The 16170-nt window shown below is 31.4% G+C and carries 16 protein-coding genes and 1 pseudogene; 6 read left to right on the top strand and 11 right to left on the bottom strand.

Annotated features, from left to right (window positions below; genetic code table 11):
- Nucleotides 1-63: 63 nt before the first annotated feature.
- Together ABD715_RS14510 and ABD715_RS14515 are read right to left on the bottom strand one after the other, a co-directional pair.
- Nucleotides 64-813, bottom strand: coding sequence for a LytR/AlgR family response regulator transcription factor (locus ABD715_RS14510; protein ID WP_344789020.1), 750 nt, complete (start codon nucleotides 811-813; stop codon nucleotides 64-66).
- 7 nt (nucleotides 814-820) lie between these two features.
- Nucleotides 821-2785 carry a tetratricopeptide repeat-containing sensor histidine kinase gene (locus ABD715_RS14515; protein ID WP_344789021.1) on the bottom strand — a complete coding sequence of 655 codons (1965 nt, stop codon included), beginning with the start codon at nucleotides 2783-2785 and terminating at the stop codon, nucleotides 821-823.
- A gap of 103 nt (nucleotides 2786-2888) precedes the next feature.
- Here ABD715_RS14515 and ABD715_RS14520 point away from each other — a divergent pair, with 103 nt between their 5' ends.
- The 3 genes and pseudogenes from ABD715_RS14520 (at nucleotide 2889) to ABD715_RS14530 (ending at nucleotide 4537) form a co-directional block, all read left to right on the top strand.
- Nucleotides 2889-3257 (top strand): DUF3050 domain-containing protein, encoded by a 369-nt coding sequence (locus tag ABD715_RS14520; protein ID WP_344789023.1) that lies wholly within the window; start codon nucleotides 2889-2891, stop codon nucleotides 3255-3257.
- Nucleotides 3258-3379: 122 nt separating this feature from the next.
- Nucleotides 3380-4145 (top strand): annotated as a pseudogene (locus tag ABD715_RS14525) (class I SAM-dependent methyltransferase).
- Between the two features lie 23 nt (nucleotides 4146-4168).
- Nucleotides 4169-4537 (top strand): DUF423 domain-containing protein, encoded by a 369-nt coding sequence (locus ABD715_RS14530; protein ID WP_344789024.1) that lies wholly within the window; start codon nucleotides 4169-4171, stop codon nucleotides 4535-4537.
- Here ABD715_RS14530 and ABD715_RS14535 read toward each other — a convergent pair whose 3' ends face one another.
- Nucleotides 4538-5518 carry an FAD:protein FMN transferase gene (locus ABD715_RS14535; protein WP_344789025.1) on the bottom strand — a complete coding sequence of 327 codons (981 nt, stop codon included), beginning with the start codon at nucleotides 5516-5518 and terminating at the stop codon, nucleotides 4538-4540. It abuts the gene before it with no gap.
- 14 nt (nucleotides 5519-5532) lie between these two features.
- Nucleotides 5533-5910 (bottom strand): Na(+)-translocating NADH-quinone reductase subunit F, encoded by a 378-nt coding sequence (locus ABD715_RS14540; RefSeq protein ID WP_344789026.1) that lies wholly within the window; start codon nucleotides 5908-5910, stop codon nucleotides 5533-5535.
- Between the two features lie 334 nt (nucleotides 5911-6244).
- Between ABD715_RS14540 and ABD715_RS14545 the strand changes: the two genes are divergently transcribed.
- Nucleotides 6245-6982 carry a tetratricopeptide repeat protein gene (locus tag ABD715_RS14545; protein WP_344789027.1) on the top strand — a complete coding sequence of 246 codons (738 nt, stop codon included), beginning with the start codon at nucleotides 6245-6247 and terminating at the stop codon, nucleotides 6980-6982.
- A gap of 30 nt (nucleotides 6983-7012) precedes the next feature.
- Here the strand turns inward: ABD715_RS14545 and ABD715_RS14550 are convergent, their stop codons facing one another.
- Nucleotides 7013-7882: a DUF4846 domain-containing protein gene (locus ABD715_RS14550; RefSeq protein ID WP_344789028.1), complete on the bottom strand. Its 870-nt coding sequence runs from the start codon at nucleotides 7880-7882 to the stop codon at nucleotides 7013-7015.
- Between the two features lie 201 nt (nucleotides 7883-8083).
- On the opposite strand from ABD715_RS14550, the gene ABD715_RS14555 reads away from it, so the two are divergent.
- Complete coding sequence (locus ABD715_RS14555) at nucleotides 8084-9589, top strand: sensor histidine kinase (RefSeq protein WP_344789029.1); 1506 nt, start codon at nucleotides 8084-8086, stop codon at nucleotides 9587-9589.
- The gene (locus ABD715_RS14560; RefSeq protein ID WP_344789030.1) at nucleotides 9576-9983 is read left to right on the top strand and encodes a response regulator; all 408 of its coding nucleotides are present in this window, start codon (nucleotides 9576-9578) and stop codon (nucleotides 9981-9983) included. Before ABD715_RS14555 ends, ABD715_RS14560 begins: the two co-directional genes overlap by 14 nt.
- A 62-nt stretch (nucleotides 9984-10045) precedes the next feature.
- Here ABD715_RS14560 and nqrF read toward each other — a convergent pair whose 3' ends face one another.
- The 6 genes from nqrF to ABD715_RS14590 form a co-directional block, all read right to left on the bottom strand.
- Nucleotides 10046-11353: an NADH:ubiquinone reductase (Na(+)-transporting) subunit F gene (gene nqrF / locus ABD715_RS14565; RefSeq protein ID WP_344789031.1), complete on the bottom strand. Its 1308-nt coding sequence runs from the start codon at nucleotides 11351-11353 to the stop codon at nucleotides 10046-10048.
- Nucleotide 11354: 1 nt separating this feature from the next.
- A complete protein-coding gene (nqrE, locus tag ABD715_RS14570; RefSeq protein WP_344789032.1) occupies nucleotides 11355-12068 on the bottom strand; it encodes an NADH:ubiquinone reductase (Na(+)-transporting) subunit E in 714 nt (237 codons plus the stop codon).
- Between the two features lie 78 nt (nucleotides 12069-12146).
- Nucleotides 12147-12791: an NADH:ubiquinone reductase (Na(+)-transporting) subunit D gene (locus ABD715_RS14575; protein WP_344789033.1), complete on the bottom strand. Its 645-nt coding sequence runs from the start codon at nucleotides 12789-12791 to the stop codon at nucleotides 12147-12149.
- A 6-nt stretch (nucleotides 12792-12797) separates the two neighbouring features.
- Nucleotides 12798-13538, bottom strand: a complete 741-nt coding sequence (locus tag ABD715_RS14580; RefSeq protein ID WP_344789034.1) for a Na(+)-translocating NADH-quinone reductase subunit C — start codon at nucleotides 13536-13538, stop codon at nucleotides 12798-12800.
- A 2-nt stretch (nucleotides 13539-13540) separates the two neighbouring features.
- Entirely contained in the window at nucleotides 13541-14770 is a 1230-nt protein-coding gene (locus tag ABD715_RS14585; RefSeq protein WP_344789036.1) for an NADH:ubiquinone reductase (Na(+)-transporting) subunit B, read from the bottom strand.
- Entirely contained in the window at nucleotides 14770-16125 is a 1356-nt protein-coding gene (locus tag ABD715_RS14590; protein WP_344789038.1) for a Na(+)-translocating NADH-quinone reductase subunit A, read from the bottom strand. Before ABD715_RS14590 ends, ABD715_RS14585 begins: the two co-directional genes overlap by 1 nt.
- Nucleotides 16126-16170 lie beyond the last annotated feature (45 nt).

Consider the following 16170-nt stretch of genomic DNA (forward strand, 5'->3'; position numbering starts at 1 on the left):
TGCCACTAAATCTTACTGAATTTAATGGCAAATTTCTGAAATGGGCTTTTCAACTTTTAAAGCCTAAATATTTTGTACAATGGTTAAAAACTCCTCTTTTTTATCGTTTGAAATTGAAACTGTTTGGTCATTTTCCATAACAATGTAACCACCGTCTTTTTTAACATAGGCTTTTATGTATGAAAGATTGATAAGGTGTGAACGGTGTGGACGATAAAATGTTTTTATTTTATTTAGTGTCTCTACAAAGAATTTTAAGGGTTTACTTACTAAAATGGTTCCATCGTTAGTAGTTGATACGTTGGTGTACATACCATCTGCTTCAAGCATTATAATATCGTTAAAGTCTACAAACTTAATACCATCTGCATTTGGTAATCCTATTTTTTTAAAGTTTGAGTCTTGTAAACTTTCCTTTAATTCTATAAGGCGTTTATTTATTTGCGTATTCCCTAAAAACTTCACAGCTTTATCTACTGCTTCTTTTACTTGGCTTGGTCGTACTGGTTTTAATAAATAATCTATAGCCGAAAGCTGAAACGCTTGTATGGCATATTCGCTATACGCTGTGGTAAATATAATTTCGAAATTATGGACTTCTTTTTCTATAAAATTTAAAATTTCTAAACCAGAATGCTCTGGCATTTCAATATCTAAAAACACAATATTTGGTGCTTCTTGTTTTATTAACTCTACACCTGCCAACAAATTATCTGCTTGTAATATTGTAGTTATTTTAGGGCAATTTTCTTCTACCAATATTTGCAATACTTGTCTTGCTTTTTTCTCGTCGTCTATAATTAATGCTTTCATAATTAAATTATGTATTTAATATTGGTATTTGTAAAACAACCTTGGTTCCTAGCGCTTCTTGGTTGTTTTTTAAATCGATAATTTCTACACCTATTTTTCGTTCTTTTCCAAAGTTGAGCAAATCTAAGCGTTGTGTTGTAGCTTTTAATGCAAACGATTTATGTTGATGCACACGTTTTTGGTTAATCGCTTTAGATATTTCTCTACCAACACCATTATCTTCAACAATACATTCTATTATTTTTTCTGATGGTTTAGCTATTGAAATACGCAACGTTCTATTATCTTTTTTATGAAGTAAACCGTGTTTTAATGCATTTTCTACATAGGGTTGAATAAGCATTGTTGGTATTTTAATGGCTTCAGAATTTGCATTGGCTTCAATATTAAATGTAAAATCTAGAGCGTCTTCAAAACGCAATTTTTCTAATTCTAAATAGAGTTTTAAATTATGAACTTCCTCAGGAACCGAAATAAAACCTGTATCGCTAAAATGAAGATAATTACGAATTAAATCGGCAAACTTACCCAAATAATCGCTTGCTAAATTCTTCTGATTTAAAACAATATAATCTTGAATAGAATTTAGTGCATTAAATATAAAATGCGGATTCATTTGCGCCTTTAACGCCTTAAGTTCGCTGTCTTTATATTGTTTTTCTAAAGCCAGTCGTTTTTGGGTTTCTTTTAACTCTAAAGTTACTAATTCTGCTTTCTTTTTAGTTATAAACCTACTGTAATAAAACAAACCAGCAACTAATAACAACCCAGCTATAATTATAGCACTGTAAAACAAGTTTTTGTTTTTTGTGCTTTCTAATTGTGATATTTTAAGTTGTTGTTGTGCTATGTTTTTTTCGCGTTCTTTTTTTTCGGTTTGGTAAGCTACTTCAAAATCGGCAATGGCTTTTTGTCTTTCAATACCCAGAATAGAATCGCTAATTTGTTTTTCTTTTAAACTGTATTCTAATGCTTTTTTATAATTTTTGGTTTTAGTATTTAAAGAAGACAGCAACTCATAATTTTTGGCAAGCGAAACTATATTATTTGATGTTTTTAACGACGCATTAGATTGTAACAAATACTGTTCTGCCATTTTATATTTACCCCAACGCAATGCATTTTGCCCTAGGTTGTTGTAATTTGTTTGTATGGCATCTTCACTTTTTAAGGTTTCGTTTAATTTTAAACTTTTTAAGAAATAGCTTTCTGCAGTTTTATAATTAGCCTTTTGCATATACAGATTACCCAAATTATGGTATAAATTAGCCAAACTACGTGGTCGTTTTTCTAAAGTTTCAGCTTCGTGCGCATAATTTAAAGCTTTATCTAGCTCATTAACCGCGGTATGTATGGCTACTAGGTTAATAAGCGTACTGCTTAACATTCTTTTATTTTTTTTTGTAATGGGGTGCTTATAAATTTCTTCTACATAAGTTTTTGCGTTTTCCCAATCTTTTATACTTACATATAAAGCGCCTAAATTATTTTTATTGAAAAGAACATCTCTAGAATAGCCTTTTTTACTTTCAAAAAAAGCTATATTTTTTTTTATAGTTTGAATGGCTAATTCATAATCGCCTTTAGCAATAAAGGCATTTGCCAAAAGGCTTTTGGCTTTGTACTCATCTAAAGTATCTTTTATTACTCTAAATTTATTTATGGCTGTTTTGTAATAGGTAATTGCAGAATCTAGCGCCCCTTTCTTTTCGAAATACATCCCTTTTTGGGCTGTAAATTGTGCTACGTGTTTTTTACTCTTTGCAGATTTTATAGCCTGCTCTACAACAAATAAATGTAATGTTGGATTGGAATTTTTATAAGTAATAGCTGCTTTTCTATACGCTATAACTCGTAAACTATCATTACTAATGGATTTAAAATATAGAGACAAACTATCTTTAATAGCTTCTTGAGATATGGATAAAAATGGGAGTAAAAAAATAAAAATTCTAAGTAGTAAGACCTTCATTAATAACGAATTTTAAGTCGTCTAATATAAAAAATCATCTTAAAAGTTTTACTTAAAACTTCTAAAAGGTATATACTAACTTCTAAAGTACTTAGATACTATATTGCAAATAGAAAAAGATACCTCACAAATTAAAAATTTTGTCTCTTACATACAAGATAAATACTCTATTGAAAATGCTGAGTATAAAGTAGATTTAAATTTAAAAATGTTACAATTTATTACATTTACTTTTAATATTATCTCGAGTAATACTCCTCATAAAATTGCTTCTACTTTTACCTTTGGTAGAGAAAATGTTATTCCAGATATGTTTTTTCAAATTATAAATCAATCTGAAAAAGAAAGTGCAGCCTCCTACAGTAAACTAACTTACTATTTAAAACGCCATATAGAACTAGATGGAGACCAGCATGGCCCTTTATCTTTAAAAATGATTGAAGAATTATGTGGTAATAGCGAGCAAAAATGAACGATGTGCTAGAGGTTGCAAAAAAAGCATTAACACATAGAATAGCTTTATGGCAAGGTATTCTAGACTTAATTTCTGTTAATAAAAAGGCTTTAGTAACCCTGTAAAAGAAGAAAAAAAGCTTGAAAAAAACTTTTAAAATACTGCTTAACCTTGTTCCTAGGCCTTTACTTATAAGGTTAAGTTATGTTGTACGCCCAATTTTAGCTTTTTTTTTTAAGAGGCAATACCTTTACAGATCCTATTGATGGCAAAAGTTTTAAAAGCTTCTTGTCTTATGGCTACGAAACACAACGAAATAATGTACTTTCTCCATCTACCCTCTCTTTAGAAAGACATGGATTACTTTGGTTATATTTAAAAAATGAAACCGATTTTTTTACCGCTAAAAAAAGTGTACTACATTTTGCTCCTGAACAATGTTTTTTAGATCGTTTTAGAAAACTAAAAAATTTAGAATATACTACCACAGATTTACTGTCCCCAATTGCAGATGTTAAGGCAGACATATGCAACCTCCCATTTAAAGACAATAGTTATGATGTTATTTTATGCAACCATGTATTAGAACATATTCCTGACGATACAAAAGCAATGCAAGAATTATATCGCGTTTTAAAACCTGGAGGTTATGGTATATTTCAAATCCCTCAAGATTTAAGTAGGCAAACTACTTTTGAAGATAACTCGATAACAGATAAAAAAGAGCGAGCTAAAATTTTTGGACAATATGATCATGTTCGTGTTTACGGGCGCGATTATTTTGAAAAGCTTCGCAGTATTGGTTTTACTGTTGAAGAGGTAGATTACACAGCTTCTCTTTCTGCGGAAGCGATAAAAAAATATTGTTTGGCAAAAGGAGAAATTATTCCTGTAGTTTACAAATAAAATAGTTTCTAAAACAAAACATAATGACACAACAAATAATACTTGCTACAGGAGCCCTTTTTGGTATGCTTTCTGTTATTTTAGGTGCTTTTGGTGCCCATGCTCTAAAGAAAATTTTATCAAACGAGCAACTACATAGTTTCGAAGTTGGTGTAAAGTACCAAATGTATCACGCCATAGTATTATTAATTTTAGGCCTTAATTCTAATTTTACTACCAAAGCAATTTACAGGTGTTTTACTACAGGAATTATATTGTTTTCTTTTAGTATTTATGGCTTAATTTTAAGCGATGTTAAAGGAAAAAAACTAAAGTTTTTAGGACCAATTGCTCCTATTGGAGGTTTACTTTTTGTAGCAGGTTGGTTACTAATATTAGTAAATGCTTTTTAATTACAGTTCCGGAAAATTATTAACTACTAAAGTCTCTAATTCTTTACTTTCGTTCTCAAAAATTAAAAATACTTTAAGCTCTGGATGAGATTTTAAAAAAGTTTTTACCTGCTCTATTCCCATGGCTTTAAATGCAGTAGCATAAGCATCTGCCTCCATGCATGTATTTGCTATTACAGAAATACTTAACAAGTTTGTTTTACTAGGGTAACCTGTATTTGTATCAATTATATGTGCATACCTATTACCATCTTCATCTACCTTAAACTTTCTATACGTACCAGAGGTTGCCATGGCTTCATCTTTTAATGTAATGGCTTTTAAAATAGATTGTTTACCTTCAAAATTAGGGTTTTCTACACCCACTTTCCATAAAGACTTTTTCTCTTCGTTTTGCCCTTTAACTCTTATTTCTCCTCCTACTTCAACTAAATAATTTTTTACATTTTTAGACTCTAAAAACATACTAACAGCATCTACTCCGTAGCCTTTTGCAATAGCATTAAAATCGATAAAAGTACCTTTAGGTTTCTTAATTTTATTACCTACTCTAGTTATTTTATTCAAACCTACAGACAACATTAAACTATCTATTTTTAGGCTATCTATGTTCGCTAACTTACCTTCTGGACCAAAATCCCATGCGTTAACAACTGCTCCAATAGTTGGGTCGAAGGCTCCATTAGTTTCTTTATAAATTTGTTTTGATGTTTCGTATACTTTTATAAAATGATTATCTATAACATGATTTTCATTTCTATTTAATTTAGAAATGTCTGAATTGGCTTGATACGTAGACATCGACTTATTTATAACAGTAAATAAACTATCGAATTGATTGCTATAATCGATATGAGAATTATAAATAATGGAATAACTCGTCCCAAAAACCGCTCCAGAAAGTTTAATGTTTTTATTTGCTTTCTTAGTACAAGACAGACTACATATTAACAGCAATAAACTTAATAACAATTTATTCATTCTATTTATGTTATTTAGTTTAAATTAGTCTCTAAAACCTGTATTCCGTTATATTCTAACAAATACTCTTCGTTTAAATAAATAGGTTCTTTTTCGCCTTTTGCACTACCAATACCTACCCCTGCATAAAGTACTTTAGCATCGTTTTCTCTAGCATGTTTTTTAAAAGATTCCATCCAAACGACATCATAATTATTGGGATTATCTGGTAAAATTACCGCTCTTACAATAACAAAAAAATATTGTTTCGTTTTATCCATGCAAACAAATTGCGGATGCTTTTTTAACTTACTATTTATGGCTATAAACTCGAAACCGCGTTGCTCTAAATCTTTGCCAACATGATTCATGGCTAGGTTGTGTAATTCTTGTTCTGTAAGTGGCTTATTCATGCTACAAAAATAATATAAAAGTTGAAGTTGCTAAGACATTTAATAAATGATTAGAACTATTAACACATAAATCAAGTAACGCTTTATTCCATTCCAAGCATAAGTATATAAATTTTAAAGGAGTAATTAGACTTTAAAAACAGGGTTACAAATAGAAATACACGAAACTTTTAACTATCTCAAAATATGATAAAACTAGATAACCGATATATTAGTCAGTTAATAGTTTAGTATTTGCTAAAAACTGAAATTATTGTATATTTCTTACATTAATTAATTTAATTATCTATTAATACCGTTATTTTAATTACTAAATAACTTCAAAATAAAATAATTGGAAGATAACAATGACATATCGCAAGAATTATTTGAAATAATAGAACGTTATTTATCTGGCAATGTCTCCCTTCAAGAACTTAAAGATATTAGGCAGCTTTTAGAGCTAGATGATGATTTTAAAACAAAAGTAGAAGATGTTAAAACCATTTTAGATGGCTTAGAAACAAATACTTTAAAAGAACAACTAGACAAACTTAATAGCGACACAAACAATACACTTAAAGAAACAACTAATAACTCCCCGAAATTTATAAATTTAAAAACTATAACTTTAGCTATTGCTCTTATTATAGCCTTGGGAAGTATCTTTTTTTTTAGCACACCTAAAAACGAAAAACTTTTTGCAGAATACTTTAAACCTGCTCCGGGTTTACCTATTAAAATAAGTAACTACAAAACCTCTGATTTTTATAACGCTATGGAGAAATACCAAGATGGCAATTATAGTATGGCTATAAAAAAGTGGCAAGATTTAATTTATAAAAACCCAGATAACGATACTTTAAATTATTTTATTGGTGTTGCACATTTAGCTAATAAAAATATAGACTCTGCTATACCTTTTTTAGAAAGAACTATAAACACAAAAAAACAGTTTTATTTAATTAATGATGCCTATTTTTACTTAGGCATAGCTTATTTAAATGAAGGAAATAGTGTTTTGGCAAAAAAGTACTTAAAGCAAAGTAATGCTACTTCTAGCAAAGAACTTATTTTGCAGTTAAAAGACTAAAAAAAATGAAATGTTTTATTTAATCTTTAATTATTTAAATCTAACAAATTTCGAACTAGCAAAAGTGTAATTTGAAACCGAAATAACAGCATCCTTTTCCAGCTTATACCATGGCGAAATATTAGGATATTCAAGGTTTTTAACCAAATGTACACTTTGTGCAGGCGTATTGCCTTGAACTAATAAAAATAACTTATCGCCTTTACTATTAACAACCTCGTCGCAAATAATAACTATATGTCCTGGTAAACCTCCTTTTATTAGCATATCTCCTATTTTTAAATCTTTAGCTAACTCTACCTTTGGAAGTTCGTTATAAAGAGACCATGTGCCCGAATACATAAAAATTAAATTAAGGTATTTATAAAAGTTCTCTTTAGAATGGTTTATTGAAGCTGTTTTATAAAAAGCTACTTTGTTTCCGTTAATTTTTGGTCTAAAGCCATTAGCATATTGTATCCAAGAGCAGTAATGTCCACTTGTAAAGTTAAACCCAATATCTTCTTTCCTATTAGTATCCCAAAGATATTCGCTACGCACTCTAATTAGCGCATCAGCACATTGCTGTAGCCCATTTTCTGGCACAAAAATATCTAAAACTCCAATATGGCCATACTGCCAAAAATATTCAGTATTATCATAATTAATCACTTTAGCTCCAAAAGGTTTTAATTTATAATTACGTAAATAATCCTGAAAAGAACCTTTTGGGTAAGCCACACGTTTATATCCACTAGGTGGGTCTACTCTTTTCAAAATAGACAATCCCTCTTCTTTTATTAAACTTACTACAGCATCGACGTTTACTAATTTTTCAAATGTTTTTGGCTCAAAATTAACATGTAAAAAAAGTGCGCAAAAAAGGACTACAAACACTATAACAACAAAAGCTCTATTCATTTTAAAATAACGCATTAAAAATGTTATTGGTATAACCTTACTTTTTTATTTATATTTTCCTAAAAATTAAAAAGTTTAATCTTGTTTATATCATAAAACTAATCTGCCAAATAAAACCAGTAAACCAACAAAGATGCAATTTCGTCTTTTAATCTTCAATTAAAATCTTTATATTTAAGTTTTTTAAACAGAATCTAACTAATGGCATATCCCCCAAACTCCTTATCTAACACGTCTACAGATAGCGTCTATTTAGACTTTATACAAAAAGCGGCCTCTATTGGGACTTGGGAATATGATACTAAACTATTAACCCTTCACTGGGCGTTAGAAACTAAAAAAATTCATGAATTACCTCACGATTACGTGCCCAATTTAGAAGAAGCTCTAAACTTTTATAAAGCTGGTAAAAATCGAGATACCATCACAAAACTGTTTTCAGAATGCATAGAAAATTTAAAAAGTTTTGATGTTGAGTTACAAATTACAACCGCAAAAGGCAACGATAAATGGATTAGAGCCATAGCAAAACCATTTATAGAAAATGGCGAGTTAGTAAAGGTATTAGGCTTATTTCAAGATATTGACCAAAAGACAAAAATATCGAAAGAACTGGCAGCAAAAGAGGCTTTACTTTCAAAAATATTTGACCATGCTTCAATTGGTAAAGGAACCTTAGACCTTGAAGGAAAATGGCTTAAAGTTAACAATAGTCTTTGCGAAATGCTTAATTATACGGAAGAAGAATTATTAAAACTTCAGTCGTTTAAAGCTATTTCTCACCCAGAAGACAAACATATTGGACTGGATTTACATTATAAAATGCTTGATGGAGACATTAATAATTTCCAGGTAGAAAAAAGGTATATAAGCAAAAATGGTAAAGTAATTTTTGCTCTTTTGTCCTCTGCTTTAGTTAAAGATAGTCGAGGTATTCCTCAGTTTATTATTATTCAAATTAACGATTTAACTCAGATAAAAAAAGCGAATCAAAAAATTCAACATCTATTAAATATAAAAGAGCATCAAAACAAACGCCTATTAAACTTTGCCCATATTGTATCGCACAATTTAAGGTCGCATTCTGGTAATTTAAAAATGCTTTTAGATATTATAAAAACAGATATGCCAGAAAGCATGGATAATGATGTTTTCCCTATGTTAGACCTCGCTGTAGACCAACTAAAAGAAACAGTTGAGAGCTTAAATGAAGTAGCTACAATAAACATTAAAAACGATGTTATAGTTGAGCCTATTAATTTATTGAAAAGTTTTGAAAATGTTCTAAACTGCATAACAGGCCAAATAGCTGAATCTCGTGCTAAAATTAATATTGATATAGAACCAGATATACATGTATATGCTATTACTGCTTATTTAGACAGTATTCTTTTAAATTTTATAACTAATTCTATTAAGTATAAAAAATCAAATATAAATTTAGAAATAGATATACAAACAACAATACAGCAGGGCTATGTTATAATAAAAATTAAAGATAACGGACTAGGAATTGACTTAAAAAAACACAAAGAAAAGCTTTTTGGTATGTACAAAACTTTCCACAACCATAAAGACGCTAGAGGCATTGGCCTATTTATTACCAAAAACCAAGTAGAAGCTATTGGTGGTAAAATTGAAGTAGATAGTACGGTTAACATAGGAACAACCTTTTACATCCATTTAAAACACTATGAAAACAATTGATTTAGCTTGTATAATTGATGACGATCAAGTATATATTTTTGCCATCAAAAGAATGATTAAATTATCTAACTTTTGCAAATCGTTTATGATTTACAATAACGGAGCAGAAGCCTTAGATAACCTTAAGGCCATAATAGATGCGGGAAAAAACATACCAGATGTTATCTTATTAGACATTAACATGCCCATTATGGATGGATGGCAATTTTTAGATGAATTTATTAAGATAGAAGCAAGTAAGCTTATTACAGTTTACATGGTAAGCTCATCGATAGACCCTGTAGATATTAATAAAGCTAAAACATACGAAAATGTATCTAACTACATTGTTAAGCCTATATCTATTGAAATGCTTAATTCTATTGCAGAAGAAATAAATGGTACTATATTATAATAACGCAAAAACCCAACACTTAAAAGTATTGGGTTTTTGTTTATCTTTTCCAATTCTAGAGATTACCCTCCAAAATCATCAAATCTAATATGCTCGTCTGGAATACCAAAATCCTCTCCCATTTTTTGAACTGCTTTATTCATCAATGGAGGTCCACAGAAATATAATTCTATATCCTCTGGAGATTCATGTAAACTTAAGTAATTATCGATTACACAGTTGTGAATAAACCCAACAAAACCATCTCCTTCTGCATCAATGTTTTCTTTAACCTTCCAGTTATCTTCTGGCAAAGGTTCAGATAATGCTAAATAGAACTTAAAGTTTGGAAATTCTTTTTCTAATTCATAAAAGTGTTCTAAGTAGAACAACTCACGTTTAGAACGTCCACCATACCAGTATGTTACCTTTCTACCTGTTTTTAAGGTTTTAAATAAGTGATATAAGTGAGAACGCATTGGCGCCATACCTGCCCCTCCACCAACGTAAAGCATTTCGCTTTCAGACTCGTTGATAAAGAATTCACCATAAGGTCCAGAAATAGTTACTTTATCTCCTGGCTTTTGGTTAAAGATATAAGATGAAGCTACACCTGGATTTACATCCATCCAGCCACCTTTGGCTCTATCGAAAGGAGGACATGCCACACGTACGTTTAACATAATCTCTCTTCCTTCTGCTGGGTAAGAAGCCATAGAATAAGCTCTCTCAACAGTTTCTTCATTTTTCATAACTAATGGCCAAAGCTTAAACTTATCCCATTCTGCTTGAAATTTATCAGGTGTTTCGTGCTCTTCTGGGTGTGCTGTAATATCCATATCAGAATATTTTACTTCACAAGGTGGAATTTCAATCTGGATATATCCTCCAGCTTTGTATCCCATATCTTCTGGAATTTCAACTACAAATTCCTTAATAAAAGAGGCTACGTTATAATTACGCACAACAACAGCTTCCCATTTTTTAATTCCAAATACTTCTTCTGGAATAGTAATGTTCATGTCTTGCTTAACTTTTACTTGACAAGCTAAACGTGCACCATGCTGTAATTCTTTACGTGTAAAGTGAGGTGTCTCTGTTGGTAATGCTTCTCCTCCTCCTTCTAATACATGGCATTCACATTGTATACAAGTACCACCTCCACCACAAGCTGATGGTAAGAAAATTTTATTACCTCCTAAAGTAGATAATAAACTCCCTCCAGATGCTACTTCTATTTCTTTCTCTCCGTTAATTGTAATCTTTACAGGGCCAGACGGAGATAATTTTTGTTTTACAACTAATAATAACCCTACTAGTAAAAGCGTAATAATTAAAAAAGCAATTACTGTAATTCCTATAGTTCCTATTGTACTTGCGGCTAATATCATGTTACTTATTTACTTTAATATTGTTAGCTAACACTTCTTCTTTATCTTCAGTAGAATCAACTTTTACTGTCTTTTCTTCCTTTGGAGCTTCTTCATCACCTCCAGTTAACATACCTCCAAAGCTCATAAAACCAATGGCCATTAAACCGGTAATAATAAAAGTAATTCCTAAACCTCTTAATGCAGGTGGCACGTTAGAGTATCTAATCTTTTCGCGAATAGCTGCTATTGCAAGAATTGCTAAAAACCATCCTATACCAGAACCTATACCATAAACAGCCGATAAACCTAAAGTTGGAATTTCACGAGATTGCATAAATAATGAACCTCCTAAAATAGCACAGTTTACAGCAATAAGTGGTAAAAAGATACCTAATGAGTTATATAATGATGGAGAAAACTTCTCTACCACAATTTCTACCAATTGTACCATGGTTGCAATAGTTGCAATAAACATGATAAACGATAAGAAACTTAAATCGTAATCGGCATATTCTGCTCCTAACCAAACTAGTGCGCCTGGTTGTAAAAGATACTGATCTAACAACCAGTTTAAAGGTACCGTAATTGCTAATACAAAAATCACGGCAGCTCCAAGACCAACTGCTGTTGATACTTTTTTAGACACAGCAAGGTAAGAACACATCCCTAAGAACGTGGCAAATACCATGTTATCTATAAATATCGATTTGAAAAATAATTCTAAATGTTCCATATATTTTTGTTTTTAGTTGATGGTTATTTGTCATTGGCAAAAAATTATTAACCAATAACTATAAACTAATAACTAATTTTAATCTTCTATTAATGCTGTATTTCTACTACGTTGAACCCAAATAATGATTCCTACCACTATTAATGCCATTGGAGATAACAACATAAAACCGTTGTTTTCGTATCCTATAGAATATAATCCCGTTTTTTCGATAGGGTCTCCTAAAACTTTAAATCCTAGTAAAGTACCAGAACCTAAAAGTTCTCTAAAAAAACCTACTATAATAAGTATTAAACCGTAACCAGCTGCATTACCAATACCATCTAGGAAAGATCTCCATGGCCCGTTACCTAAAGCGAAAGCTTCAAAACGTCCCATAATAATACAGTTTGTAATAATTAATCCAACAAATACAGAAAGTGTTTTACTTAACTCGTAAGCAAAGGCTTTTAGTACTTGATCTACTATAATTACTAAAGCAGCTACAACTACTAATTGAACAATAATTCTAATTTTTGAAGGAATAATATTTCTCATTAATGAGATAACAACATTTCCTATACCTAATACAAATAATACCGAAACAGCCATTACTATAGAAGCCTTTAACTCTGCTGTAATTGCTAATGCAGAACAAATACCTAATACTTGAATAGTAATAGGGTTGTTATCTGCTAATGGATCTGTAATTAACTTTCCGTCTTTTTTTGATAATAGTCCCATTCCTTATTATTTTAAATTTTCAAAATAAGATACGTAAAGCTTTAAATCGCTTTTAATCATAGCTGCGACTCCGTTTCCGGTAATTGTTGCACCTGCAATAGCATCTACTTCGTTATCTGTTTTATCTATGTTTTTTGGGTCTGCATTACCTTTAGCAACATCAATACCTTTAAACTTTCCGTTAGACTTTAAGTGCTCTCCAATAAAATCGTCCATAAAAAAACGTTGTTTAATGTTAGCACCTAATCCTGGAGTTTCTCCTTTATGATCAAAGTAAGCACCTTGTACAACCATGTCTTTATCCATAGCTACGTATGCCCAAATAGCATCCCAAAGTCCTTTACCTCTTATTGGAGCAATGTAAAATGTTTTACCATCTTTTTCTCCAACAAATAAAGGTAACCTTCTTTCGTTTCCTGCTTTAGCACTAGATTGCTCTTTTTTTACATCTATTAAGTAAGCTTCATTGTTTTCTGTAACCTTATCACCTTGAATTACTAATTGCTTTTTTATGTATTTAGCAAATAATTCAGGTGCATCGGCAGTAGATACAAAGTTTGCGCTACCTTCTTCATTTTCGTTTACGCCCATAGCATACAAAATATTTTGTTGCTTTTCTAGACGTTTATTCTCATCAATATTTGGTTTTAAAGATGATGCTGCAAATGCTAATAATGCACCTACAATAAGCACCATACCTATAGCAAATAGAATTGTATATGAATTTTTATCTGTTCTATTTTCCATCGTTAGGCTGTTTTTGCTTTTAGACGTTTCATTCTTTGTTTTACGTTACCTTGTACAACGTAATGATCGATAGTTGGTGCAAACACATTCATTAATAGAATAGCTAGCATAACACCTTCTGGATACGCTGGATTAAATACACGAATCATTATAGAAAGAAATCCTATTAAGAATCCGTAAATCCATTTTCCTTTATTAGTTTGAGAAGCTGTTACAGGGTCGGTAGCCATAAATACGGTACCAAAAGCAAAACCTCCAATTAATAAATGATGCCAGAATGTGGTATTCATTAATCCGTAAAACTTGCTAGTTTCTGTAATCCATCCAGAATCTACAACTGCATTAAAAATTAACCCCATTACTAATGCTCCTATTACAGAAGATAACATGATTCTCCAGCTTCCTATTTTAGCGAAGATTAAAAATAAACCAGCTAATAATATTAATAAGGTTGATGTTTCTCCTACAGATCCTGGTATAAAACCTAAGAACATATCCATAATTTCGTAACCTGCAGCTTTACCTTGTGCTAAACTACCTAAAACGGTTTCGCCAGATATTGCATCTAGATTTTGACCTGCAGCAATAAGTTGATCTTGTTCTACAGCACCTTCAACCCATACTTTATCTCCAGACATCCAAGTTGGATATGCGAAGAATAAAAAGGCTCTAATAGTTAGTGCTGGGTTTAAGATATTCATACCTGTACCACCAAATACTTCTTTACCAATTACAACACCAAAAGCAACTGCTACAGCTAGCATCCATAAAGGAATATCTATAGGCACTATAAGAGGCACTAACATACCTGTTACTAAGTACCCTTCTTCTACTTCGTGTTTTTTAATTATAGCAAATAAAATTTCTATAGCTAAACCAACAACATAAGATACAATTACTAAAGGAATGATTTTCCAGAAACCAATTCCAAAGTTATCTAACGTCCAGAAAGAAGCACTAAAAAATCCTTCTCCAGATAATGCGCTTATATTTCCAAACGCTACATTATGTTGGTAACCTGCGTTAAACATACCAAAAATTAAACATGGTACCATGGCCATTATAACAGTATTCATGGTACGCTTTAAATCATCGGCAGCCTTGATATGAGTACCGTTATGTGTGGTCTCATTTGGCAAATATAAAAACGTATGGATTGCGTTAAACGCAGGAGCCATTTTCGTTCCTTTATATTTTTCTTTTAAATTGTGTAAATTACTTTTTAAACTCATTACCCTATCTCTTTAAGCATTACATCTAAACCTTTTCTAATAATATCTTGATGCGGTTGTTTAGACACACAAATAAATTCTGTTAAAGCAAAATCTTCAGGTGCAACTTCGTACATTCCTAAAGCTTCCATTTCGTCTAAATCTTTATACATACAAGCTTTTAATATTTGCATTGGAAAGATATCCAACGGAAATACTTCTTCATAATTACCAGTAGTAACAAAGGCACGATGCTCTCCGTTTGTATTTGTATTTAAGTCGTATTCTTTCTTCGGGTTTAACCAAGAAAATGTTAAAGCTCTAGATGTAGATACTTTATTAAACACAGGCTTATTCCATCCAAAAAGTTCATAATCGTCACCTTCTGGAATAATAGAAATTACGTTACTGTAATAATCTAAATAACCGTCTGGCTTAATTTGCTTTCCACTTAATACATTTCCAGAGATAATTCTAGCATTTGCATCTTTAGCAACACCTTTATCGTAAATCATAGTTGCAACTTCTGCACCTAATTTAGTTACAAAGTATCTGGGTTTTTCGACAGAAGACCCTACTAGTGCTACAATACGCTCTGCATTAAACTTTCCTGTTAATAAAAGTTCTCCAATAATAACTAAGTCTTGAGCATTTACTGTCCAAACGACCTCACCTTTATTTACTGGATCGACTTTATTAATTAGTGTACCCACATTACCTGACGGATGCGGACCAGAAACAGTATGCAGAGTAACACCAGATAATCCTGCTAGTGGCGAATTAGAGGATTTACCTACCGATACATGCACTGCACCCTCTGTAAGTTTACCCAACGCTGTAACCGCAGCTTGTAACTCTGCCTCTTTACCTGCAAGGGTAAAATCTAAATCGGCAGCAAGCGGTGCTGATGCATACCCTGAAATAAAAATCGCTTTTGGCGATTTCTCCGGATTTGCAATAACATCGTATGGACGTTGCTTTACGAATGGCCAACAACCAGCATTTAACAAATGTGCTTTAACAGCTTCTGGCTTTGCAGAATCTAAATTAAAAGCGCCATGCTCAATGTAAGTTTGTTGCTTATCTGCTTGAATTTTTACAGATAATATTTTACGTTTTTCACCACGAGCAATCTCTATAATTTCACCAGAAACTGGAGAAACAAATTTTACATTTTCGTTAGACTTATCGTAAAAAACAGGCTCGCCCGCTTTTACCTTTGTTCCAACTTTAGATATTAATTTAGGGATAACGCTGTGGAAATCTTCAGGTCTTAAAGCATAAAAGTTGCTAATAATAGCTTGTTCCGATGTTTTATCGGCTGCACCTTTAAGTTTAATGTCTAGACCTTTTTTAATGCGAATGTCGTTTGACATATTTTTTTTATTGAAATTAGTTGTCTAAAAATCGGGGCAAAAATA

This window comes from Postechiella marina (genome assembly GCF_039538365.1).
Taxonomy (GTDB): Bacteria; Bacteroidota; Bacteroidia; order Flavobacteriales; family Flavobacteriaceae; genus Postechiella; species Postechiella marina.